A 25,174-nucleotide genomic window follows, 5' to 3' on the forward strand; every position below is an offset into this window, starting at 1 on the left:
GATGAAAAATATATATAAAAAAGTAGCGTGTTTATTGGCTTTAGGATTGACTTTTGCATCTTGCGATGATTACTTGAGCGATGTGCCAAAAGGAGCAAAATCGCCAGAAACATTAGCAGATTATGAAGCTTTTTTGCGTGACGAATACAATACAAGAATAGATATTCTGGGAGCTACACATTTGCTAAATGATCAATTTGTTACAGCAGCTACACTTACAAGTAATAGGTTGTATAATGCCAATTATATGTGGGACGAAAATGCCGATCGTATTGCATTGAAAGTCTCAGACGAATCTACATATTACACAACTTATAGCGGAATTTCGGCTTTTAATTTAATTATTGAAAATGCACTTTCGACAACAAAAGCGACTGAGCAAGAACAGAGAGCAGTTTGGGCACAAGCAAAAATAATGCGTGCTATGAACTTTTTTTATGTGACTAATTTTTATGCAGATACTTATGTAGCTTCTACGGCGGCAACAAAATTATCAGTTCCGTTAATTACAAGTGCTAACATTAATGCGCCAAGTAAACAAGTAACCATTCAGGAAATGTATGATTTTATTCTGAATGATATTAAAGAAGCATTGCCTTATTTGCCTAAAGTTTCTCAAACAGCTTTACATCCAAATTTAGGAGCAGGTTACGCTTTTTATTCAAGAGTTTATCTACAGATGAATAATTATACAGAGGCTTTAAAATATGCTGATTTAGCATTAGCAGAAAATAATAAACTCTTTGACTGGGTAGCTTTTTACGAAGCAAATAAAGCCATTATAGATGTGCCAAATTCATACACAACGGCTGTATCGCCAATGGGTTATAACAATATTGAAAACTATGTTTTTAGGCATGGTTCTAGCCGTTCATTAGGAAGGGAACCAAGCATACCAGTAGAAAGAGCTGCGCGTTTTGAAACTGGAGATGCACGTTTAAAATCGCGTTGGAAAGTAAGAACTGTTGGAGCAGATACGTATTACTATTCTATATTGTCAGGAATGTACAATTTTGGCGGACTTACAACTGTTGAGGTTTATTTAATAAAAGCGGAGTGTTTGGCACGTGACAATAAAATCAGTGAAGCATTAGCGGTTTTAAACACAGTTCGCAAAACTCGTATTCTTCCTGCCTCTTATCAAGATATTTCTACTACTGATAAAGCGACAGCTTTGAATGCTATTTTCAGAACAAAAAATAACGAGTATGTGCAGACTCTTGTTCCTTTTGCAGATGCACGCCGTCGTAATGCAGAAGGAACTTATCCGTTTAGTTTGTCTAAAGTTGTAGGAGGTGTAACTTATAATTTGTCTTCAACATCACATATGTGGACAATGCCTTTCCCTCAAGGAGCAACACAAAATCCAGGAAACGGAACCATTACACAAAACGTAGAAAAATAATAACTCAAAAGCTTCCTGATTAGGAACTCCGAAAGGGAAGCTTTCTCTAAAATATCAATCAAAAATGAATACAATTAAATATAAAATTTTAGGATTCTGCATCTGTTTGTTATCTATTTCAAATAACACTGTGGCACAAAAGAAAAAAGCGGTAACGCCTGCTTCAACTTCTTATGCAATTGAAGGAAATATTACAGGACTTGCAGACGGGACAGCTGTAAAATTAATTCCAGGAGCAACACATTCTTCAGAAACTCCAGTTGCAGAAACAACTCTTAAAGACGGTAAATTTACTTTTACAGGAAAATTAAATGAACCTCGTTTTTTCTATGTTGTCTTTGGTAAAAACAAAGGAAATATTGCTGTAATGGTCGAAAATTCAAAAATACAAATTGTAGCGACTGGTAAAGTTTCAGATCAAGAAGGAGAATGGATTAGTTTTAAAGATGTAGTAATTAAAGGTTCTAAATCTCATGATTATTATGTGAAAGAAACTGCTTTTAAAGAAGAATTGAATAGTGATTATGAAGCGTATCATGTTGGAATAAATGAACTTAGTAATTTGGCAGGAAAAGCAAAAAAAGAAAATAACAAGAAATTGCTAGATTCTGTGTACAATACTCCGCAATGGAAAAAATTTGAAGCCGACGAAAAAGCATTTTTTACGAAGGTAGAATTATTATCAAAAAACCTGATAGAAAAACATAAAACCAATTGGTGGGGACCATTTTTTATGATGACTTCATACAGTTATTTTACTCCAGAACAAAAGCCAATTTATGAGCAATTTTCTGAAGCTGCGAAAAAAAGCTACTACGGTCAGATTGTAGACAAAGATTTGAACCCTAAATCTTTAGTAGGAACAAGCATTGCTAATTTCAATTTGAAAGATAAAGACGGAAAAGCATATAATGCAAAAGATATCGTTGCAGGGAAAAAATATATTTTGGTAGATTTTTGGGCTTCTTGGTGTGGTCCATGCCGAAAAGAAATTCCGAACTTAAAAACAGCTTATGCTGAATATGCTCCAAAAGGATTTGAAATTTTAAGCGTATCTATTGATAAAGACGAAAAAGCTTGGCAGAAAGCACTTGGACAAGAAAATATGCAATGGCACAATCTTCTGGACGATGATAAAGTGAGTAAATCATTTAACGTAAAAGCAATTCCAGCAACTTATTTAGTAGACGGTAAAGGTGTAATTATCGGAGAAAATTTAAGAGGTGCAGAATTAGAAGCAAAACTGAAAGAGCTTATGAAATCTTAGTATTCAGTTTAAACTGAAAACTAAAAAACATCGCAATCTAACAAACAAAAAATATAACATGAAAAGTACAGTATTAAAATCTTACCTATTCGCATTAGCAATAGCGACGGCATTTTCTTCTTGCGCGAAGAAAGAAGGGTACACAATCAACGGAAAAATTGCAGGATTAGATAAAGGAATAGTTTATCTAGAATATGCAGACGAAAAGGGAGATAAAAAAATAATTGATTCTGCTGAGGTAAAAGAAGGTGCATTTTCTTTTACAGGAAAAACAGGAGAACCGTTATTTCATACACTTAAAATTAAAGGGCAAGAATACGGAGCAATGTTTCTTTTAGATAATGAAGATATTGCGATTGAAGCAAAAAAAGATTCTGTTTTTAAAGCAAAAGTAACAGGAGCAACTCAAAACGGATTATACAAATCGTACTACGATAATGAATTCAAAAAAATACAAGCAATTGCAGGTCCGATTTATAAATTATCTGATTCGTTGACACAAGGAGGAAAAGTAAAATTGACTCCAGAACAGCAAACAATGATGGATAAAAAGTGGAAAGATCTTGGCGCTTTCGCGGATGATCTGACGGATAAATTCATCAGAAAAAACAAAGACAATTTAGGTGGAGCATTAGTAATTGAAGATCGAATTGTGTCTTACGGAACTCCTGAAAAAGTAAAAGAATATTACGGAATTTTATCTCCAGAAATTCAAAAATCATTTTACGGAAAAAAATTAAAAGCATCGATTGATCTTAACGAAAAAACAGCAGTTGGCGTTGCAGCTCCTGAATTTTCGCAAACTGATGTAAACGGAAAAGTGGTGAAATTGTCAGATTACAAAGGAAAATACGTTTTAGTAGATTTCTGGGCAAGCTGGTGTGGTCCATGCCGAAAAGAAAATCCTAATGTAGTTGTGGCTTACAAAACGTATCACGATAAGGGATTTGATGTTTTGGGAGTTTCTTTAGATGATAAAAAGAAACTTTGGGAAAAAGCAATCGAAAAAGACGGTTTAACTTGGACTCATGTTTCTGATTTAAAAGGATGGCAAAATGAGGCAGCTGTTTTATATGGTGTAAAAATGGTTCCCACAAACTACTTAATTGGCCCTGATGGAAAAATTGTTGCTAAAAATCTTAGAGAAGCTGAACTTCAATCTAAATTGAAAGAAATTTTTAGTAAATAACTCTCAGTGATCAGTAATTAGTGATCAGTATTCAGTTATAAGTGTTCAGTTTTTTTAAGTATTCAGTCTCGATAACTCAACTTTGTCAAAGTTTCAGACTATGACTGAACACTTAAAAAAAAGAACACTGAACACTGCTTAACACTCCAAAATAATATCAACAAAAAAATGAAAAAATACATCTTTCTGGGCTATTGCTCATTAGCTTTCTGCACCCTAATTTCAGCGCAGAACAAATCAGTTAACTTCAAGAAAATAAAAGAATTAGGCGGAATAGAAGAATATTTATACCAGCCAAACGGAATGAATGTTTTGCTTTTGCAAGACAATGCTTCACCAGTTGCAACTGTACAAATTGTATATCGTGTTGGTTCTAAACATGAAGTTTTAGGAAACACAGGATCGACACATCTTTTAGAACATTTGATGTTTAAAGGAACTCCAACTTTCAATAAGAAAAACGGAAATACCATTACGGATGTTTTGCAAAATACAGGGGCACAATTGAATGCTACAACTTGGTACGATCGTACGAATTATTTTGAAACGCTTCCAAGTGATAAAATCGAATTAGCGATTCAAATCGAAGCAGACAGAATGCGTAATTCTTTATTACTGAAAGAAGATAAAGAAGCAGAAATGACTGTGGTTCGTAACGAATTTGAACGAGGCGAAAACAATCCAAATAGTTTATTAGACAAAGAAATATGGGCTTCGGCTTATATTGCACATCCGTATCATCATTCTACAATTGGTTGGAAATCGGATATTGAAAAAGCGCCAATTGAAGTTTTAAAGAATTTTTATAATACGTATTACTGGCCAGATAATGCTACTTTAACCATTATTGGTGATTTCAGAAAAGAAAATGTTTTTGAATTAATCGAAAAGTATTTCGGAAAAATCACAAAAGCACCGCATGTAATGCCTCAGCCTTATACAGAAGAGCCTCAACAATATGGTCCGCGTAAAATTGTGGTTAGAAAACCAGGAGAATTGGGCGTTGTCAACAAAGCATATAAAATTCCGGGAGCTTTGCATGAAGATCTTCCTGCCTTAGGCATTCTAGCACAGATTATTGGCAATGGTCCATCGGCAATTTTAAATAAAACTTTTGTAGATACACGTTTAGGAATTTACTCGTATGCAGAGGCAACAAACTTTAAAGAGGTTGGACTTTTCACGATTGGTGTTGGTTTTCCAACGACTTCAAAACATGAAGATATAGATGCTAAAATTAGCGAGGTCGTAGCTAAAATTCAGAAAGAAGGCGTTACTCAAGATGAAGTAAATAGAGTAGTGGCAAAAATTAGTACACAAACCATTTTGGCTCGTGATGGTTCAGGAGTTATTGCATCTGCGCTAAATGAAGCGATTGCAGCCGGAGATTGGACAGATTATATTACAGGAGTTGATCGATTAAAAAAAGTGACTCCAGCAGATGTTTTGCGAGTGGCTCAAAAATACTTGGTTGAAGACCAAAGTACAACAGGATATTTTATTCCGAAACAGTCAGGTTCTCAAAATAAAGATGTGGCAAAAGCAGCCAATTATATGCCAGAAAATGGACCATTTTATTACAGACACTCAGACGACGGACATATTCATGAAGAAAAATCATCAGCTACATCTTTAGTTAAAAACACAGAAGAAGCAATTTCTTTTGAAAAAACAGCTGAAAAATCGGCTTCTGCTTTCAAAAGAGAAAAAGTATCTGGAATTGATGTGGTTTCGATTAAAACTTCAGCAAAAGATTTTGTGACCGTTGCAGCGAGTATTTCGTTAGGAAATTACACAAGCGAAACTAAAAACGATGTTATTCCTGCATTAACAGCATCAATGCTTTCAAAAGGAACAACATTAAATGATAAATTCAAATTCTCAGAAAAACTTCAGAAACTTGGGGTTACATTAAACGTAAATGCTTCTACTTTCAAAATTAATATTGGATTTAAATGTTTGAAAAAAGACTTAGATCAGGTAATTGTTTTATTGGCAGAAGAACTTAGAAATCCGTTGTTTGATGCCAAAGAATTCGAAAACTTAAAACAACAATTTATTGGAAATACACAACAGGATTTGAATGATCCAGGCGAAAGAGGAAGTATTGCTTTATCTCAGGCTATTTATCCGAAAGGAAATCCAAATTATAGTTTAAGTGTTGAAGAAAATATTGAGAATATCAAGAAAGCAACTTTGGATGAAGTAAAAGCTTTCCACAAAAAATATTTCGGAACAGCCTCAATGCGATTAGTAATTGTAGGAGACACAGATGGAGCAAACTTAAATGCTTCTCTAAAAAAATCATTTAAAAACTGGAATGGCGGAGTTACAGAAAAGCTAAAATTTGAAGAAGCTTCGAAATCAAACTCAAAAACAGAGGTAGTAACGATTCCGGAAAAACCAAGTACAGAATTATTCATCGGACAGTTTACAGGTTTAAAAAGAGCCGATGTAGATTATATTCCATTTTTTATCGGAAACTATACTTTAGGAGCTGGTTTTGCGGGACGTTTGATGCAGACTGTTCGTGATAACGACGGTTTAACATACAACATCTCTTCTGGTTTAGGCGGAAATATCGAAACTGGCGGCTACTGGTTTGTAAATGCTTCTTTCAATCCGAATTTATTTCAGAAAGGCCTTGACGCGACAATGGTTCAAGTAGATAAATGGGTGAAAAACGGAATTACAGCCGAGGAATTGGAAAATAAGAAGACCAATCTAATAGGAAGCTTTAAAGTGGGAATGTCAACTACAAACGGAATGGCAAGAACAATTTTAAGTTTTATTGAAAGAGGTTTAGAGCCAAGTTACATTGACCAATATCCAAAAGACATTGAAAAAGCCACTTTGCAGCAGGTAAACGATGCTATCAAAAAGTACATCAAACTAGATAAAATGATTATCATCAAATCGGGTTCTTTGGATAAAGATGGGAATCCTTTGAAGTAGTTTTCAGTCTCAAGAATTCAACTTTGTCAAAGTTTTAAACTTTGACAAAGTTCTGCGACTGCGATTAAATCTAAAATCTGCAATCTAAAATCAACAATTTTTAATAGTCGTCTTTCATTATTTCATTTTAGAATCTGAATTAGTAAGCCATTTTCTGTGAAAGACAAAAAGAGCTGTTTTGCCGACAGCTCTTTTTTTAAACATCAAATCAAAAAACAATGAAAAACACTTTTATATTATTCCTTTTACTGTTTTCGGGAAGTATATTTGGACAAATGTATAATCCCGTAAAGTGGTCAACATCTGTCGAGAAAATATCCGATAAAGAATATATTTTAAAAGCTCAAGCTAAAATACAATCTGGCTGGCATTTGTACGGACAATATATTGAAGAGGGCGGACCTTCGCCAACGGCTTTTACTTTTAAAAATCAGTCAAAAAAAATCGAATTAATCGGAAAAACTACTGAAGACAAAGGACACGAAACAGTGGATAAAATCTTCGATATGAAAATCAAATATTTTGAAGATAAAGCGCTTTTTACACAAAAAATCAAATTCATTTCAGATGATATTTCGAATATTGTTGCAGAAGTCGATTTTATGGTTTGCGACGATAGTAACTGTTTGCCGCCGTCTACAGAAGAATTAACATTTAAAATTCCGAAAGAAAAGAAATTGGCTTCCGCCGAAGAAACTGCAGTCGTAAAAACAGATTCTGTAAGTATAGAAGAAAAAACTGTTTCTCAAACTGAAGAAAAAAAATCAAAACAAGAAATTGCAACTTCACCAAAGAAAACTGAATCACGAGGATTGCTGACAATTTTTGTTTTGGCTTTTTTATCAGGATTTGCAGCCTTATTGACGCCTTGCGTTTTTCCAATGATTCCGATGACGGTGAGTTATTTTACAAAACAAAGTAAAACGAAAGCTGCGGGAATTAGAAACGCAATGATTTACGGAATTTCAATCGTAATTATTTATGTTTTGTTGGGATCAATTGTAACCGCAGTTTTTGGCGCCGATTCGCTAAATGCACTTTCAACCAACGTTTGGTTCAATTTGATTTTCTTTATTTTATTGGTTGTTTTTGCCTGTTCATTTTTAGGGGCTTTCGAGATTGTACTGCCAAGTTCGTTAGCCAATAAAGTAGATTCGCAGGCAGATAGAGGAGGATTAATTGGGATTTTCTTTATGGCTTTGGCTTTAGCGATTGTTTCATTTTCTTGCACAGGACCAATTGTAGGAACTTTATTAGTTGAAGCCGCTTCAAAAGGCGGAATCGCACCAATTGTTGGAATGTTAGGTTTCTCAATTGCTATTGCATTGCCATTTTCACTATTTGCAGCTTTCCCAGGTTGGCTGAACGCTTTACCAAAATCGGGCGGATGGCTCAATACGGTAAAAGTTGTTTTAGGATTTTTAGAATTGGCTCTGGCTTTCAAATTTTTATCGAATGCTGATTTAGTTCTGCAATTGCATTGGCTAGAAAGAGAAGTTTTTTTAGCGATTTGGATTGCCGTTTTTGGAATGTTGGCTTTTTATTTATTCGGAAAAATTACGCTTCCACATGATTCTCCACTAAATCATATTTCTGTCGGAAGATTAGGTTTCGGATTAATCGTTTTAAGTTTTATGATTTACTTGATTCCTGGACTTTGGGGAGCGCCTCTTAAATTAATCAGCGGATTCCCTCCTCCAATGCAATACAGCGAATCTCCAAACGGATTGGGTGTTTCGGGTAATTCCGAATTAAAAATAACAGGTTCATTGCCAGAAGGAGCAGAACACGGCCCGCAAAACATCATCACTTTTCATGATTATGATAAAGGAATGGAATATGCCAAAAAACAAGGCAAACCTGTTTTATTAGACTTTACAGGTTATGCCTGCGTAAACTGCCGAAAAATGGAAGAATTGGTTTGGTCAGATCCAAAAGTTTTAAGGGTTTTAAATAATGATGTGGTCTTGATTTCGCTGTATGTTGACGACAAAAAAGAACTGCCTGAAAGCGAACAATATATTTCTGAAACCACAGGAAAAAAGATTAAAACAATCGGAAACAAATGGAGCGATTTACAGATTAAAACCTACAAAGCAAATGCGCAACCGTTTTATGTAATTGTGGATCATAATAGTGTAAACTTGACAGAGCCATCTGCTTATAATCCAGATATTGAGAAATACTACAATTGGCTACAAAGCGGGATTAAGAATTTTAAGAAATAAGTTTTTGTAAAAAATTGCTTTTGCATCATCTTTTCATTTATTTTCTAATAATAAAGCCAGTATAAGAAGATTTTTTTGTCATCTAATGCTGGCTTTAAATTTTGATTGGTTATTTAATTTACCATGTTGTTAATGGGCTTCTTTTCCAAGTATTGGTATTTACGCAGACATAGAGATAATCATTATCGATTCTAATATCTCCTTTTACTCCTGTAGCAGTAGCGGAAGTTGGGGCTGCGTTTGAATTAATCATTAAAGGCAAATCTTGTGTGGTGGCTATAGTGCCAAACTTTGCAGGTAATGTTAAACGAAATTGTCCTGTAGCTGGCTGTTTTACCAAAGTAATAGTATTTCCTGAATCATCAAATGTCAAGGAATCACTAAATAATCTAGAAACTTTGTTTCCCGAGCTAATTTCTGTCCCTAATGTACTAATATTTACTAGACCCGAAGGATTATAAAGCTGTACACTTCCAGGGCTAATAACGGATTGACCTGATCCATCATTAAGCGTAAATAATCTGCTAGAAATGTTCCCGTTTGCTAGAATTTGATCTAAATTCTGAGGAGATTTAATATCATCTAGTGTTGCTAAAGTATAGGTGCCTGCTGGTTTTGCAGGAATTTGGTAGGTAGCGGACTGCCAGTCTAATAATACTGGATTAGCAAAAGTTACTAATGATGTTTTACCATTAATATAATTGCTTTGTTTAAAAGAGACTATACCATTGTTAACGCCAAATTGCCCAATATTTCCATCGTCTTTTGAATTGCTAAAAAGTACCTGTTCTGTAGTTAAAGTCAGATCACTTCCCTGTGTATCGTTCTCATTTCTCAATATGGTTACTCTATTATTCGAAGTTCCTGAAAGAAATTGTACAAAGCTATTGCCGCCATCAATGTCAGCATAATTTCCATTATCTAAGGTTTGCTGTAAATTCTGAGAGCCTCCTTCCGTTTCAAACTCGCTTCTAGGTACAAATTTTACAGTTTTATCGCTGCCTCTCACAAGGACATCATCTTCATTGCTCCCTTCATTTACGGTTTCTAATTTTAGAGATTTGTTAATTATTTGGTCTTTATAGATTGGAGCTTGTTTAGGCTCTTTTTCGAGAGCTTTATTAATATTATTTTCTGTCATGTCTAATGTTTTTTAATTGATGCATTTCAATTTATTGGATATAGGTAAGTGCTTTTTGTATGTGGTTTTAGGTTTATTTTTCCATATGGTATTTAGGGTCAATTGTAATTAAAAGCCTTTTAAAAAGCATTATTAAGCGATTACGAATTGATTTAAGAATCAGTGTCATAGCATCAAAATTCTCAACTTCTTTTTTAGTTTTTATGGCAATTATATTGCTGATTATGGAGATTCCGTCGCTAACAATGAGTAAATCCATGACAATAGTTACAAACCATTTAAAATTGTAATTAAGTCCTTTGCTCATCAATGCTAAAGCAGTTGGTATAAGTAATACGGCTAATTTGGATACAAATCCTAAAGCTAATTTTTTAAAACTAAAGGAATTGTTTAATACTATGGTTTTGATTATGCCCAGAAAAGTATCCATCACCATTAAGTAAAAAAGTATTTTAACAATTTCTACATCCATTTCTAAATACATAAAAATTCCGTATAGGAATAATTTTAGTTCGTTTGAATATTCTGAGATTTTAGGCATCATAGTTTTTGGTTTTTGGTCTTTTATTAAAGAATTTTAAGTAGGATCAAAATCAATGCTTTCATTGATAGTGCATTGTTTTTCTCGTTTTTTCATAAACTGTTGGTTGTATTTTTTCTAACGATGCCAAATTGATTTGTAGAGCAGGGCATTATTAAATGGTCATTTGTTACTCTAAATTTTCTTAGATATTTAAGAACTTGTCTCATTTTAAATCGGCATATATGAAACAAGGAAGGGGAAATTCTAATAAACAAATCGATGCAAGTAAAAGTTGGGTCCATTTTGTATAATATTTTTTGTAGAAGTAATCATTTGGGGTTTTGAACCCCAAATGATTTAGATTTTGTTATTATGATTATGGATTTGTTGGAGGATCTAATGGTTTGTTGTTATGAGCAACAATTCCTGAAATAACATAATTATCTACAGTTTCTACATCTAAAAGCGCTACTTCTAGAGGTTCTTTTTTGAAAGTGATTGATTCGATAACTTTTGTTTTTCCAGTCTTATCGATTAATGACATGCTTTGTACAATATCTTTTATACATACCCATTTCAGGTTTTCACCATCTTCAGTGACTAGTAAAGGATGTTGTCCAGTAGCCTTAATGACAGTATCTTCAGCTATAATTTCATAATAATCTGGTTGTACACTTGTTATTTTGTTGACTACGGTTACTTCTGTTTTCGAAGCTTCGCTTAACAAGCCATTCCACAACATGTAATCTCCTTCAGACTCATCAATTTCGTTCGGGAAAGTCAATCCTTGCAGTTTGTCTCCAACGATAACATTTTTCAATTTTTTAGATTGGCCTGATGCCATTGTTACTAAAGATTCAACATCGAAACAAGAAGTAGTTTCTGTTGTTTCTGAAGCATAATCAGAGATTTCAGATCGATTGTTAGAATCTTTGGCGATTATATAATAAGTATACATTGTATTGTATAATAAACCAGTGTCGCTATAGTAGTTATTGATAACTGAAGTAGGGAGTTTGGTAAAGGTTCCGTAATTTATTCTTCTCCATATTTCATAGTAAATAGTAGGCCCACCATTATTAGTAGAGCTATCCCACTGGACCATTATTGCATTTGTGTCTTGTAGATAACAGCGTACGTTTTGCGGTGTCGTTGGTGGGATTATAGCTAATGTAGTGATGCTTACAGTATTGCTTTCTACCGATACATTTCCTGCTTCATCTTTGGCTACGATATAAAAAGTATAAGGTGTACCAGGATTTAATCCATAAATAGTTCTAGTAAAAACATTGCCTACAGAAATTGGCGAAATCGCATTTCCATATATAACATAATCAGTAATACCATATTCATCAAAAGATCCTGTCCAGTTTAAAGTTACTTCTGTAGAACCCACGGTCGATGCGCTTAAAATTGGTGCTGTTGGTGCAGTTTGATCGCTAGGACGCCCTGTATATTGAATAAAATGAACAACTGTGTATGGGTTAAGAATAGGGAAGGATTGTCCTCCACCAGCACTTCCGGTTTCAACAGATTCATAACCTGCATGATAATCGTCACCAACAGATTCATAATTCATAAAGTTAGAAACTGCATTGTTTTTTACCCTCGTCTGGGTATGTGTGTGTGAAGGAATTTCGTTGATGCCTAGTTTTTTACTCATTCTTCCCCCAGAGCTTGTCAATGTCTCAAAAGGAAATACTGCAGAACCATAGATATCTCTGTAATAACTAATACCATTACCTCCATCTCCATCTTGTGCATCGCTTTTTTCTTCAGCAGTTAGAATCTGTTGTCCTACTGGCATTTTACCTTTCAAAGGTGCATATTCTTCCCAACCTTCAGGAAAAGGTTTAGGTTTTCCCCAAATGGCAATCATTCCGAGAGGTATGGCGGTTGATTTTTGATCTTCAAGTTTAGTAATTCTATCAAGTAATGAACTTAATAAGTTATTACTTTTAATAACTTGATTAGTTGTATCTAGCACTAATAAGGAATTATCAGTGCTATCTGGCCCCTTGTAATTTTCAGTGATTGTATTTAAATTCTCTAAATGCAATTTTCCACCAATAGAAGTATTTTGCCAATCTGACTCATAATTTAAATTCAGAGTAGTTGAAGCCGATGTATTATTATCTACTAAAGCTCTTCCTAAATAATCTCCAGAATAAAATCTTCCTCTTCCATCACTTGAACCAAACCTGAAATCCCTTGCTCTCACATTTGCTTGTGAGTTTTGTTTGGTATCTAATTTTGATAAGTGATAAGGACCCAAATTCAAATCTCCTTCCATCGCTTTTGAACCATTGATTGGAAGATAAGATTGATTGATAAGATTGATGTCTGATTTAATGTTATTTAGATCTCCTTCAATTGCATCAATATTAGATTGAATAGATTTTAAAATTTCATCAATTGTTTTAATATCAGTAATCGTTTCAAAATTTCCTAAATCATAATATCTGATGATTTGCACCTCGCCATTTTCAGCAACAATTGTGGTATCATCATATTTGTAGGAACTATATTCTGCCTCGTAATCATAATAAGCTGTTTGAGATTCTCCTGTACCATAGACTAAATTTGTTTCGGTACAGATACTTTTTAAGTAACTCATTTGGGTACCAATTGCAATAGGATATAAAATTCCGACCGTATTTTCTGGTTTTGCAGGATCTTGCTGGTGAATAACTGCCCAACCTTTTGCTTGGTCTGTTGCATGAGCAATTATGCAATCCTGACCAGGGTTAATGCTTAAATGTCTTTTTAAAGCATCATACAGCTCTGATCTATAAGCTGTTTGAAGTCTTTCTAAAGTTTCCTGCTCAAGCGGAAATCCACCAGGATTATTAAAATTTATTTGTTTCATTTTTATTAATTTAAGTGTATATTATTTTGTGCGCTATTAATTTAAACTTGATGAATAAGCGTAGCTTTCATAACTTTTACCAGCTAGTTTATAGAAGTTTAAAAGGTTATGATATTCAATATTTGCAATTTTGATTGCTGCCGATGGAGATTGAGAGTTATTTCCATTGGATTGAATAACGATATCTCCGTTTAATATTAAACTTTCGGGGATAAAGACTCTGAAATTGGCGTAAGCGATTGTCGTGTAATCTTTTCGTTGAGCTAGATAAACTGGTTTTTTATATCTGTTTTTGTATTCATCATGTGTGTATACTTCCAGTTGAGGAATTAATAACTCGCCTTTTTTTATACCGCCACCTGGCAAATTGACATCAGGTTCGTAATATTCTTTATGGAGATATACATATTGCAAAGTAGGTTTTACAGATTCATCAATATAGATTAGCTTGTTTAATCGTTTTTGCTCTGTGCTTAAGTTGGGATCGTAATTTGTATAGGGATTGAAAGCATCATTCAAAACCTTTTCTAAATAAATTATTTGTCCCGTATGTTGCATTTTATAAAGCGTTTCTTCGTAAATAGAACGAATAGGAGCAAGTAAAACATGGAGCCATTGTGCATGTGTACGCTTTCTAAGAATAGGAGGGATAAGCCATAATAATAGCTTTTCCCATTTCAAAATGGTGTATTTATTCATTGTATATAAATTAGACTATTGTTTATCTCGATAAAATGTATAAGGAATATAGTTTACCTCAATCTCGAGAGTGTCCATATCAAAATAGCCAGCTCTTGGAATGAAATATTCAATTTTGGTTACATCTGGAAGTGATGGGTTGGGCTGATCACTCGGATTTGTTGCAGGACCAGTTTGAACTTTTGTTAAAATTGGAATCTTAACTCCTTGTGCTTTTTGAACAGCATCAATTAAATAAGTTTTGACGAACGCTCCATTAAATTCGATATTTTTTAAATGATCTTTAATGGCATCTAAGACAGGAAATGCGTCGCTATTTGATATCAATGAACCATTCTTTGGGTCAAGCTTGTAAGCGGCTAATGGCATAACAGAATTTTCGTTTGAGCCGTTTAAAAGTTTTGACTGATAATATTCAATATCTTGCGGATTGATATAAATGCTCAAAGGATCAACATAAACATTCAGGCTTAATTTTAAGATGTCACCTTGATCAGAACTGATATAAACCTGATTTCCTGCATCTTTTATCTTAGCAATGTATTCCTTAAATGCAAAAAGTTCATTAGGAACATCAATTCTAGAGATTTTTTTGTCTTTTACAGTGGCAACTTTAATAAAAACAACTCCAACTTTATTATGAAAATAATCAGAGAATATTTCTTCTATTTTTGATTCAGGTTTAAGAACCGTTTCAAGATCAATTTCACTAACAGCGCAATGTTTTATAATTTTAGATTCTTCGATCTCCGATTCCGTAAGTCCCGTGGTATCAAATTGATACGAACCGTTTTGCCACGTAAGAGACATTCCGTTGTTCGAATCTGAATTTAAAGGAGTGCCGTAATGAAAATTTAATGCTTGTTCTCTGTACCAGTTTAAAGTATGCGGTCTCGAGACCAGAGCATTTTTTTCTACTATTTTTTCATGAATCCAAATCGCAGTAGCCACTATGTTGGTCCAAAGTTTCCAAATCGCAGTTTTTGAATCTGTTAAGCCGCTTAGGGAATCGTAATTTTCTTTTTCATCCAGAATTTCTTTCTGTATTTCAGCAATTGTACGTGCCATATTTTTATTTTTAGATATAGATTAGCCTGTAAGACATGTGTAATATGCTTATAGTTAGTTTTTTTATGTTTTGTTGTGTATTACTACAGAGCTGTAGTTTTCCTCTCAGAGATTTCTAAAGCAGATAGAAATTATAGAATTCGGGTAAGTATAATTATTCAAAAGTGAATAATTTTGATAAATGAGAAGAAAGCTTTTTATTAGTAAATGATAAAATCATCTTCAATAATCATATAGTCAATTCCAGAGAAATTATCTAGTAGAAATTGTTCTTCTTCAGTAAGTTCGGTTGCGGGTTTTAAGTTTCGAGAAGTATAATATTCTACAATATCTTTTTTAAAAGCCTCTCTGCCAACTTTTAAATCCTCATATACCGAAATATCTTCAGTAAGATTAAACTGGTCATTGTCTTCCAAAAGATCAAATACCGTTTCTATGCTTCCATACTCTTGCAAAGAGATGTCTAAAATGTTCTGATTTTGTTGTGGTCTAATAGTTCCCATCGATTTTAATGTTTTGTAAATCGTTGACATCTAGTGTTTTTACATAAAAGTTGTCATACGATAATTGTTTATCTATTTCGTTTTCTAGTCTTAGTCTAGATGTAGCATCTGGACTGTTAATGTATTTTTCAATTCCTACTCCAAGTATCGGAAACTCTTTATAACTTCCTTTTTGACTTAACAGTAAATGCTCGATGTTTTGCTGATCTGCTACATTAATGGCAAAATCACCATTTCCAGAAGCATCTGTTACAATTAACAAGTCGTCATCCATGATAAAATCTTTCATATGTTGTTATTATTTAAATTGATTTTTTCTTTTGAATTTGCGCGCCATACCCAAAAGATTTCCTTTTATTTGATACTGTAAAAATACGCTATGCTTATTCTTTAAACAAGATTTTGAAGCTTAGGAATCAGTAGTTTCAGTAAGTTTAAAATGTTTTTAATTTGCTTTAAATCAATTGGTTGGTTGTAGTTTTATTTTGAAAATTAATTCATTTTATCTCGTTGGAATAATCAGCCCGATAATCACATTAAAAATGATTTTGATAATGTTATTTTTAATCGTGTTCAATTTTATTTTTGATATTCCAGCAGTTTGAAGTCCTTGTAAAGACACCAAATCCAATTGACTTTTTAAGAGCCATTCTAACTCTTCTTCGGTTAAATCTCCAGAAGAAAAAAGAAAGAGCCAACGTTCCAATTTTGTTTTAGATTTTTCTAAAAATGTATTTAAATCTTTCTCCAATTGGGGCTTAATTTCCTTGTAATTTTCGGTTATTAAGGTTTTTAATTTGCTTTCTAACTCTTTTAATAATTTGTCGTTGTTCATGATTTTTAGCTATTATTGGTTGATTAAGTCTAAAAGAGCATCTTTAGATTCTTTGTCTTTTTTAATTTCATATTGTATCAATAAATCCAAAGCCTCTAAAACTTGTTTTTTTGATTCCTCAAGAAAAGCTGGAGATAGTGTTTCTTTGGTTTCCCAACTTTTAAAGAATGCGGCTAAAAGATTTTTTTCTTTATCAGTCAACATCTTCCACATTGCTAAAGTGATTTCGTTATTCGGTTTATTTTTTTCATATTCCACCAATTTTTCTATTTCAAGCAACAAGATTGTAACTTCTTTTTGATGAAGTACATAAGGACTAGTAGCTTCACTCATTAATTTTTCAGTTTCAACTTTTATTTCGGTAGTTTTTTGGTAAGAGTATTGGTCGTAAAGAGCCGTTTTTGTTGAAGAACATGAAGCAAATAGAAATGAAATGATGATTAAAAATGCTGTAAGTTTTAATTTTAAATGATTCATCAGTTTATTTGTATAAGATTACATAATTCTTTCTGTCTCGTTTGAGTTTACTTAGCACTTTCCAGTCGCTATATCCCTTTTTATCAAAATGAGGAAGATCTTTAAAGGTTTTCCAATCTCCGCCCCAATTCCAGCCATTTTTCTTGAAGATTTCTACACATTCCTGCCAATCAGAAATTTGATCGTTGTCCCAATCTTTTGCTGTGTCCCATGAAGCCGTTTTACCATCTATAATCAAACAGATATCTACTGCAAAACCATAATTATGAATAGATTGTCCGCCTTTGGCATTAGTTACTTTTTTTCCTGGTTTGGTTCTGCCAAAAGCATACAGATCTTCCTGTTCTTGAAAGGTTCTAAGACCTTGTGTAATGCGAACTTTTGCTCTTCCGCTCAAAGCGATATCGCATTGTTCGATAATTTTGGTAACTTCTTCTCTGACTGAGGGATGAAGCAAATCAATGTGTTTTTTTGTTGTTTGATCCATATTGTATGTATTAATGATTAAAGAATAGAAGACTTTCTCGGTTATTAAAAAACACCAAGGGAATTGATAATGAGATAAGATAAATTTGTGTTTTGAAATTATTTTGGAAACTGAAATTAGTTCCAAAATAAAATCGTGAAAGGTTCTTTTTTGAACTTGTTATTTTAGCTAAAACAGATGCTTCTAAGAACAGTGTAAAGATATGTCCAAATGATGGTTTTGAAAAACAATATAACTTTGTAAATCAGTAGTTTCAGTAGGAAAATATAAGCTTTTTATTTTGGTTTGTAGTTTTAAAATGCTATAAATTCAAAAAAAAACACCCATTTCTATGAAAGAAAAACGAGTGTTTTAATGCACTAATAACAGCTGTCAAATTAAAAATCAACTTTTGTTTTCATTCTAGAAAATTGTCAAAGTACAAAAACATTTTACTTAAAAATATTAAATTGATTATCAATAAAATTAGCGAGAAAATCAGATAGACTTTATTTTTAAAAGTTCTAAGAAATAAATAAGATAACCATCCAAAAATAATGCTAGTGATAGCATAAAGCAATTTTAGAAATCCGACAACATCTGCGTCAATTACGATGTCGTTTCCATCGTGGACAGTATAGGGATCAATAAAATAGCTGAATAGAAAGAGAAAAAGTCCAACAAAAAATAATATTCGTATTAAAATTTTCATAGTATTGGTTAATAATTGTTATTAAAGTAAAATGCAAGTTATTTTTTAAGTTGTTAAGTAAAACAGACTATGTCAAATATAAAATAATATTGAATAAGATTTTTTTAATAGTTTTAAACTTTTGAATTTTAGGAAAAAAGATGGTGGTTTAGAATAATTAATTCTGATCTCGTTAATGTATTATTAGTTCAAAGCATTATTAATTTCTTTTTGATGTTTGTAAATTGATCTTCCGTACGAAGTATCTTTCTTAATATTTTCTTTTGACAATTCTAATCCTCTATTATAGCGGCTGGCAATAATTTCTATATCTGGTTGTGTTAATTTATCTACTGGAGTATTTTTAAAATCTACATTTTTTAGCCTTTTTACGTGCATAGCAGCAATATAGATTCCAATTACAGGATCTAATAAAGACTCTTGTATGGCGTCTCTATCTGTTTTATTTATGCTTTCGTAACCTAACTCTTTGCCAGCTCTGCCTAATTGAATTGCCATGTCTCCAAAAGATGTTTTGTCTGGATGATTTGTTGTTGTTAGATTTCTATCTATGATATCTGGTCCACTCCAATCCAGCTCTCTAAGAGATCGAACTCCCTTTTTTAGCCAATCAGGTTTTCCTCCAAATTCTGTAAACGCAATACCTGCTAGTAAAAATGGTGGTATTCCATTCATTTTAGCAGCATGTTTTATTACTGCACTATAATACTTAACAAACTCTGCCTTTCTTTTAAATAAATAATCATTGTTTCCCGATTTTTTCCATTTTATTATATCGCTGTTTGTCCAGGCAACGGTGTCACGGTCGTATCTCCACAATTTAGAAAGATTATTAGTTTGAACATGTAAAGGTGTAATTGATTCTTTTGTGTCAGAATCATTAGAATATAAATTTAGTTGACTCAAATCTTTCCGATTTGTTTGAGAATTTTCAATATATTTAAGCATTTCTGCGCTATTTTTGTCGTCTTCAATCTGCTGACGCCAAATGCTCAGCATAATTTGTCTAAACCGAGCCATTTCTGAAGCACTGGTGTCTTTTAATTCTATATTATGGTTTTTAACAATCATGATGCTTGATGTTTTAAAAGAAATGTGTTTAGTTTTTTTAAAGTATTTCTACCTTAACGGGTTTAGGCTGAATATGATCTGAGAAAGCGGTTGTGATATTAAGACGTAAATCATCTTCTTGTTCGATTTTGCCATCACCTCCCAAATAGCAGTTTTTGAATAAGACTTCTAAAGCCTTGAATTCATCCATTTTAGAAGCTTGCAAAACAGCAGCACGAATGCTCATGTCTGGTTTTTTGAAATAAGCAAAAAGGGTTGTGTCGTCATCATCTTTAATGGTAAGCTTTACTACTTTTTTATGCTTATATTTCCATTGGTTTAATTGTGCTTGGGTAATATTTCCGTCTAAAACTTCGGTAGTTTCTGGTGTTGCTGTTTTCATGTTTAAAATCTTTTTGTTTTTAAAAAAAGAGGCTGCTCGAGCTTTATTTCAGGACGAAAATGCTCAGAGCAGCCTTCTGAAGTAAATAAGCTGTTTTAAACGGACTCCTAAAGAGCGGTTAAAATAGTTTGCTTGCAAAAATCATGTTGCTCAGAACTTCTTTTTTGCGTAACGCATGATAAAATTGGTTTTCTCTTCGGAGTCGGTTTTTAAACAATTTATAGTTTAGGTAAGTTGGTTTTTTGTACTAGATTAGTTCCACTCAATGTGTGAACAGATCAAGTCGAAAGAAACAGCAATTTTAGTATCTCCCTGACTGATTCCTCTACTGTTTGAATTGAATTCGCAGTTTCTCATAGTATGTGTGATAACTTCATTGCTGTCATCTAAATAACTTACAATGATGCTGAAAGGATTAATATCCTGCAGTCTTTGCCCTTTTGGTAAAGCAGCCAAAATCGCTTCTACTTCGTAGTTATATAAAGTAAGAGAAGCTTTAGCCTCATATTTTCCTCTTCCTCTATGTACTGGCATGTCTCCAGCTCCATAATGGTTTTCTTTAGATACCGAGTCACTGTAATTTACAGCTGTAATACCTGTTACGATATTACCTGCAATGCTTACTTCAATTGATGACCAGCTGTGTTGTTGTCCGTTAATTAATGGCAATTTATTCATAGTGTAGCTTTTGTTTGTTTTTTAATAATCCCGATAACGTTCAGGGGCTATCATCTGTTATTATTTGCTTTTCTAAGAAAAGAGTTAGGATGATAACATTTTGTGAATTTTTATTGTCTGTGAATTTTAAATTACGCTTTGTCGATTCCAAAAGGATTTTTGAATCCTAAATCAACCGTAATTTTGCGAGCAGTTCCAATTGGAGTAATTTCGGCTTTAATTTTTAGTTCAGAAGTTGCTAAAATATTTTGTTTTGGGTCTACATAAACATCAAAAACAGAAACCTCTTGGTTAGCCACCATTCCTTCTAAAGCAGATCTGCATAAGCCTTCAAAACTTTTTGAAACAGATTGCGGTAATTTACCATCAATATCAACTAAAACAGGAGATGCCAATTTTGGCAATAAGGCAGTACGCAATAAACGAGTTGCTTTGTTGATAGTACGGTTATTTTCGATATAAGCAAAGTCTGATGTATCTGTTGTACAAGTAGAGCTGTCGTTAAAATAAATACCTGCTAAACCTGTGTGTGTTCTTGCAAAAATGAATCTATTGTCATTTAGTTCTCTTAGTTGGGTAAGAGTTTTAATTTCTTCTCCACCAACAAATCCAGCTTGTGAAAAACCTTCACCAGCTAAGTTGAATTTTTCAATCCAGGCAATGTTTTCTGATACTTTTGCTTTTGAAACGGCACCTAATGCTAATCCAACCGCTGCCGAATTTGGATATTTCTCAGCTTTTTTAACATCCATAGCTACAACAACAGATACATTTGCTGATTTTCCAGCTAAAGATGGCACGTCTGTTCTATCAAAACCTTTTCCTTCAAGAATTACTTCAAATGGCATATAATCTGCAAAAGCAAGTTCTGCCTGAGTTTGCGCTACAGCAACTGCATCCTGAGTATCTTCAAAAGTGGTTGCTCCAGAATAGATAATTGCCATTTGGCGAATATTTCCATTTGCTTTTTGCTGCATATCAAAAGCTTTACCCGCAATATCTTCATAAGAATTGGCAGCTGTTTTCATGATGTACAAATCACCAGAAGGATTTAATCTGAAAAATTGCTGAACTTGATAATAAACAGATTGATCATTTAGATCATTATCTTCTGTAATGCCAAATTCTTTAGCATCTTCCAATGAAGCTAGGCGTTCAACCTTATCTGCTTCAAATTCTACCGTAGTTTCTCCATCAAAAAGTAATCCTGAAACCATGTCTTGTTCTGGAGTTCTTCTTCCTAATCCGCCAGATAGTTTGTTAATTACTACATCGTTTAATGTACTCATAATATAAAATGTTTAAATGTTTAAAATTTGTTTTTGGTTTTTGCTTGAAAAAAGGCAAAAAGGGGGCTGTAGCAAGTAGTTAAACTTGTTATAGTCAATGATTTATTTTTTTAAATGATATTTGTAATCAGGAATCCAAAAAAGGGAGAATTACTATTTTTGGACGATTTGCAAAACTGGTTTTTTATTGAACTTTACTCTTGGCCAAGAGATAAATTTGCTTTTGATATCGAGTACAAATTTAAAGTTTAATATCGTTTTTTACAATTTTAGTGATTGCTAAAACCAGTAGTTTCAGTAGGTTAAGCTTTAGCTTCTGTTGCCAATCCTTCGTTTATAATGGTATAAATAGTGCGCTCTGTTAAGAACAAAGTATCAGAAAGTTCGGCAACAACAACTTTCATTTGTTTAGCCTGATTGTTGTTAAGATAATTAATAACGTAATCTCTTCTTTTGTCTAGTAGTGTTCTGCTTCTTTTCATATGTGGTATTTATAGTAGGAGTTAATTTTGCCTAGGTTTGTTTTTGGCTTGTAATGTTTTAATTTTTTATGAGATCTGGGTAATACTCATATTTTGAAGATTACGAATTAGAGTTTAAATCGATATCTCCTTGAACTTGATTTGGGTTTATTTCGATTATTCCAGATGTTAAATCGTATCCTAATTCTTCTAGATCTTCATTGCTTAATCCGTTATTAAAGAGGATATATTTCTTTTTCAATGTATTTTCAACCAATGTTGTTTTATAAGTAATCTCCCAGATAAAGTAATCATTTATATTCCAGTAAGTGTGTTCATTGGTATATTGTTTTTCTCTTACCTTAAAGATCGAATTGCTATCTATAAGAGTATTATTATTGCTTCTAGACAATACAGCTTTGTCAACTCTTTGTGCAATGTCGAATGCATTTGCATAACTTGTTGAAGAAATCGTGTCTACAGGCAGCACGATATATAAACAAAAGGCAACATCTGCTTTGTAATTTTTCTCAGAAGAGGTCTCCCAAGAAATATTATCGTATTTAAACATCACAATTGGTTCTTCTATTGAAGATTTAAAAATAGCGTCACTATAAAGATGAACAGCTGGCGCACTAGAAGAAAACTCTGTTTCAATAGCGCTCTTTTTTTCGGTATAAAATTCTTTTAAAATCATATGTTGGATTATTTTTTAGCAAATATAAAACATATGTTTTGTTTTTGCAAACATATTACATATAAATATGCAGTAATTTCAGTAATATGATTTAACTATTTGACAGCTAATATGTATGATAATTCATATTTTTGTTAATTGTTAAGTGTTGATAATCAATGTATTTTGAAAAATTTAATATAAAATTGTGATTATTAGCCATATATTGTGTAGTTTTGCAACATATACTTGAAGTTTTGCTTTAAGTAAAACATATTACATAAAACCACAAACGATTTGCAACATGGAAATACATGATAAAATAAAACGTATTATAGATGAAATGAAGTTGAATAATAACTCATTTGCAAAATTAATAGGAGTTACCAGTACAACTATAGATAGTATCACAATTGGAAGATTACAAGCCGATGGAGAAAGAAAAAGAACCAAACCAGGTTTTGATCTACTTCAGAGTATTATTACACATTGTCATGTAAACCCTGAATATTTTTTTGGAGACAGTGAAGATATTTTTGCCAGTAAATCTAGTAATGCAGTTAGTTTGCATGTGCCAAAAATTATAACAGTAAATGAAGAGGGAGATGAAAATATCAATTTTGTGGGAGTAAAGGCTCGAGCAGGATATTTAGACGGATATGCTGATCCTGAATATATGGAAAGTCTTCCTTCTTTCAGCATGCCGATGCTTAAAAACGGCACTTACAGATGTTTTGAAATTAAAGGGAATTCGATGTCTACCACAATACATGATGGAGATTATCTTTTTGGAAAATATGTGGATAATTTTGATGATATATTAGACGGAAGAATTTATGTAATTGTGAGTAAGAATGATGGAGTAGTAGTAAAAAGGGTTTTGAATAGGATTAGAGAAAGCGGAAAATTGATATTAAAATCCGATAACCGAGACGGAAATTATCCAATGTATTCTATTTATGCCGAAGATATTCTGGAAGTTTGGTATGCGAGTATGTACGCGTCGAGACAAATGCCTGATCCAATTAATATTTATGAAAAGCTGCATGCACTAGAAAGTAAATATTTCGAATTGGAGGAAACGCTGAAAAAGAAACTGAATTAATATCATTTTCTAAAAAGTTTTAAAGTAAAAAAATGCCTCTTGTAATTTGTTACAAAAGGCATTTTAATTTTAGATTACATAGATTTAAGAAATATATCCTGTTCCAGTTCCTGTTTGTGCCGATGCTGAACCTGTTGTGGCTACCGTCGTAGTTACAAGTCCAGATCTAACAAAGGTATCAATGGCTTCGGCTAATTTTGATGCAATATTGTCTATAGAGGTACTGCCATCATCTGTTTTTGCTTTTTCCTTAATTAATAGATCTTTTATGGCTAGTTCTAAAGCTGATTTATTTAAAGGCATAATTTATTGTTTTAAGATTTCGTTTAAGTTTTGTTTTGTCTCTAAAAATTTACCTGCATTTATAGGTATTCCTGATGGACCAACTGGTGTAGTAACTGTTATTTTAGCAATTTCTTCAAGTAATTTCTCTAATTCGGTCCATAAATTTTTTCCTCCAGCACTAATTTTAAATTTATCATCCATTTCAAAAGTTAATTTGTCTTTTACTATTGAAACTTTTTTGTCTGTAATCGAGGCTTCAAAACCATCTTTGATACTTACTTTTACTTCTTTGTCTTTTAAATTGAAAATAGTATTTCCTTCATTAATGCTAATTTTCTGCTCATCGATGCTAAAACTGTTTTTAGAAATTTCTTTTCCATCTGCATCATAAAAAGCAATATTTATATTTGGAGCAGAATCGTTATTGGTGAATTCTAATTGAGCAATATTTCTGTAAGAAGGAGCAGAAGCTGAAGAAGTTCCATTATCCTTTTTTTCTTTAAATAGCATTTTAAATTTATCCACATCAGTATCAATTTCCAGATATCGATTTTGTTCATTTTTGAAGCGGATAAAAGTACGTTCGACTTCAGATAATTGCGAAATGAATGCTCTAGTTTCAATTCCATCAATAATTGTAGCCAAAACCCAACTGTCTTTTTTAGGAATAGAAATAATTCCTTGTTCCAAATCTTGAATTGAAGCTTTTAATCGTACATTTTTAATAATTGCTCCATCAGCGCGCATAACATTTACGCTATAAGCATCTTCGGGATCATGGAGCGAAGTTTTTTCGGTATTAATTTCGATGACTTTTGCCGCAAAGGTTTCAATGATTCTATTTTTGCTGGCGACATCTTTTATTAGGTTTGTTATATTCCCCATTTTTT

At 32.8% G+C, this 25,174-nt stretch carries 24 protein-coding genes; 6 read left to right on the forward strand and 18 right to left on the reverse strand.

All coding sequences use genetic code 11. From position 1 onward, the window contains the following. Position 1: 1 nt before the first annotated feature. The 5 genes from JI750_RS07580 (at position 2) to JI750_RS07600 (ending at position 9,044) form a co-directional block, all read left to right on the forward strand. On the forward strand, positions 2-1,405 hold the full coding sequence (locus JI750_RS07580) for a RagB/SusD family nutrient uptake outer membrane protein (RefSeq protein ID WP_201999853.1): 1,404 nt from the start codon (positions 2-4) through the stop codon (positions 1,403-1,405). Between the two features lie 64 nt (positions 1,406-1,469). Next, positions 1,470-2,672, forward strand: coding sequence for a TlpA disulfide reductase family protein (locus tag JI750_RS07585; RefSeq protein ID WP_201999855.1), 1,203 nt, complete (start codon positions 1,470-1,472; stop codon positions 2,670-2,672). A gap of 58 nt (positions 2,673-2,730) precedes the next feature. Beyond that, positions 2,731-3,861: a TlpA disulfide reductase family protein gene (locus JI750_RS07590; protein WP_201999857.1), complete on the forward strand. Its 1,131-nt coding sequence runs from the start codon at positions 2,731-2,733 to the stop codon at positions 3,859-3,861. A gap of 168 nt (positions 3,862-4,029) precedes the next feature. Continuing rightward, positions 4,030-6,816, forward strand: coding sequence for a M16 family metallopeptidase (locus JI750_RS07595; RefSeq protein WP_201999859.1), 2,787 nt, complete (start codon positions 4,030-4,032; stop codon positions 6,814-6,816). 218 nt (positions 6,817-7,034) lie between these two features. Beyond that, complete coding sequence (locus JI750_RS07600) at positions 7,035-9,044, forward strand: protein-disulfide reductase DsbD family protein (protein WP_201999861.1); 2,010 nt, start codon at positions 7,035-7,037, stop codon at positions 9,042-9,044. A gap of 118 nt (positions 9,045-9,162) precedes the next feature. On the opposite strand, the gene JI750_RS07605 is transcribed toward JI750_RS07600, so the two are convergent. The 16 genes from JI750_RS07605 to JI750_RS07680 form a co-directional block, all read right to left on the reverse strand. Then, a complete protein-coding gene (locus tag JI750_RS07605) occupies positions 9,163-10,185 on the reverse strand; it encodes a hypothetical protein (RefSeq protein WP_201999863.1) in 1,023 nt (340 codons plus the stop codon). Positions 10,186-10,258: 73 nt separating this feature from the next. After that, the gene (locus JI750_RS07610) at positions 10,259-10,729 is read right to left on the reverse strand and encodes a phage holin family protein (protein WP_201999872.1); all 471 of its coding nucleotides are present in this window, start codon (positions 10,727-10,729) and stop codon (positions 10,259-10,261) included. 355 nt (positions 10,730-11,084) lie between these two features. Continuing rightward, the gene (locus JI750_RS07615) at positions 11,085-13,577 is read right to left on the reverse strand and encodes a fibronectin type III domain-containing protein (RefSeq protein ID WP_201999874.1); all 2,493 of its coding nucleotides are present in this window, start codon (positions 13,575-13,577) and stop codon (positions 11,085-11,087) included. Between the two features lie 36 nt (positions 13,578-13,613). After that, complete coding sequence (locus JI750_RS07620) at positions 13,614-14,276, reverse strand: hypothetical protein (RefSeq protein WP_201999877.1); 663 nt, start codon at positions 14,274-14,276, stop codon at positions 13,614-13,616. A 15-nt stretch (positions 14,277-14,291) separates the two neighbouring features. Beyond that, a complete protein-coding gene (locus tag JI750_RS07625; protein ID WP_201999879.1) occupies positions 14,292-15,344 on the reverse strand; it encodes a hypothetical protein in 1,053 nt (350 codons plus the stop codon). Positions 15,345-15,544: 200 nt separating this feature from the next. Then, positions 15,545-15,847 (reverse strand): hypothetical protein, encoded by a 303-nt coding sequence (locus tag JI750_RS07630; RefSeq protein WP_201999881.1) that lies wholly within the window; start codon positions 15,845-15,847, stop codon positions 15,545-15,547. Further along, positions 15,834-16,136: a hypothetical protein gene (locus JI750_RS07635; protein ID WP_201999883.1), complete on the reverse strand. Its 303-nt coding sequence runs from the start codon at positions 16,134-16,136 to the stop codon at positions 15,834-15,836. Before JI750_RS07635 ends, JI750_RS07630 begins: the two co-directional genes overlap by 14 nt. Positions 16,137-16,349: 213 nt before the next feature. Continuing rightward, positions 16,350-16,682, reverse strand: a complete 333-nt coding sequence (locus JI750_RS07640) for a hypothetical protein (RefSeq protein ID WP_201999885.1) — start codon at positions 16,680-16,682, stop codon at positions 16,350-16,352. 12 nt (positions 16,683-16,694) lie between these two features. Next, complete coding sequence (locus JI750_RS07645) at positions 16,695-17,159, reverse strand: hypothetical protein (RefSeq protein ID WP_201999887.1); 465 nt, start codon at positions 17,157-17,159, stop codon at positions 16,695-16,697. 4 nt (positions 17,160-17,163) lie between these two features. Then, positions 17,164-17,646, reverse strand: a complete 483-nt coding sequence (locus JI750_RS07650) for a M15 family metallopeptidase (RefSeq protein WP_201999889.1) — start codon at positions 17,644-17,646, stop codon at positions 17,164-17,166. A gap of 874 nt (positions 17,647-18,520) precedes the next feature. Next, the gene (locus JI750_RS07655; protein ID WP_201999891.1) at positions 18,521-19,408 is read right to left on the reverse strand and encodes a hypothetical protein; all 888 of its coding nucleotides are present in this window, start codon (positions 19,406-19,408) and stop codon (positions 18,521-18,523) included. 37 nt (positions 19,409-19,445) lie between these two features. After that, positions 19,446-19,790 (reverse strand): hypothetical protein, encoded by a 345-nt coding sequence (locus JI750_RS07660; RefSeq protein WP_201999893.1) that lies wholly within the window; start codon positions 19,788-19,790, stop codon positions 19,446-19,448. Positions 19,791-20,042: 252 nt separating this feature from the next. Further along, positions 20,043-20,468 (reverse strand): hypothetical protein, encoded by a 426-nt coding sequence (locus tag JI750_RS07665; RefSeq protein ID WP_201999895.1) that lies wholly within the window; start codon positions 20,466-20,468, stop codon positions 20,043-20,045. Positions 20,469-20,599: 131 nt separating this feature from the next. After that, complete coding sequence (locus JI750_RS07670) at positions 20,600-21,757, reverse strand: DUF2586 domain-containing protein (RefSeq protein ID WP_201999898.1); 1,158 nt, start codon at positions 21,755-21,757, stop codon at positions 20,600-20,602. 302 nt (positions 21,758-22,059) lie between these two features. Then, positions 22,060-22,239: a hypothetical protein gene (locus JI750_RS07675; RefSeq protein ID WP_201999900.1), complete on the reverse strand. Its 180-nt coding sequence runs from the start codon at positions 22,237-22,239 to the stop codon at positions 22,060-22,062. Between the two features lie 100 nt (positions 22,240-22,339). Then, positions 22,340-22,915: a hypothetical protein gene (locus tag JI750_RS07680; protein ID WP_201999902.1), complete on the reverse strand. Its 576-nt coding sequence runs from the start codon at positions 22,913-22,915 to the stop codon at positions 22,340-22,342. Positions 22,916-23,198: 283 nt separating this feature from the next. Between JI750_RS07680 and JI750_RS07685 the strand changes: the two genes are divergently transcribed. Further along, positions 23,199-23,999 (forward strand): XRE family transcriptional regulator, encoded by an 801-nt coding sequence (locus JI750_RS07685; protein ID WP_201999904.1) that lies wholly within the window; start codon positions 23,199-23,201, stop codon positions 23,997-23,999. Between the two features lie 84 nt (positions 24,000-24,083). Here JI750_RS07685 and JI750_RS07690 read toward each other — a convergent pair whose 3' ends face one another. Both JI750_RS07690 and JI750_RS07695 read right to left on the reverse strand, forming a co-directional pair. After that, complete coding sequence (locus JI750_RS07690) at positions 24,084-24,302, reverse strand: hypothetical protein (protein ID WP_201999906.1); 219 nt, start codon at positions 24,300-24,302, stop codon at positions 24,084-24,086. Between the two features lie 3 nt (positions 24,303-24,305). Next, positions 24,306-25,169 carry a hypothetical protein gene (locus JI750_RS07695; protein ID WP_201999908.1) on the reverse strand — a complete coding sequence of 288 codons (864 nt, stop codon included), beginning with the start codon at positions 25,167-25,169 and terminating at the stop codon, positions 24,306-24,308. Positions 25,170-25,174: the final 5 nt, after the last annotated feature.

It is taken from the genome of Flavobacterium tagetis (genome assembly GCF_016735615.1).
GTDB classification, from domain to species: Bacteria; Bacteroidota; Bacteroidia; order Flavobacteriales; family Flavobacteriaceae; genus Flavobacterium; species Flavobacterium tagetis.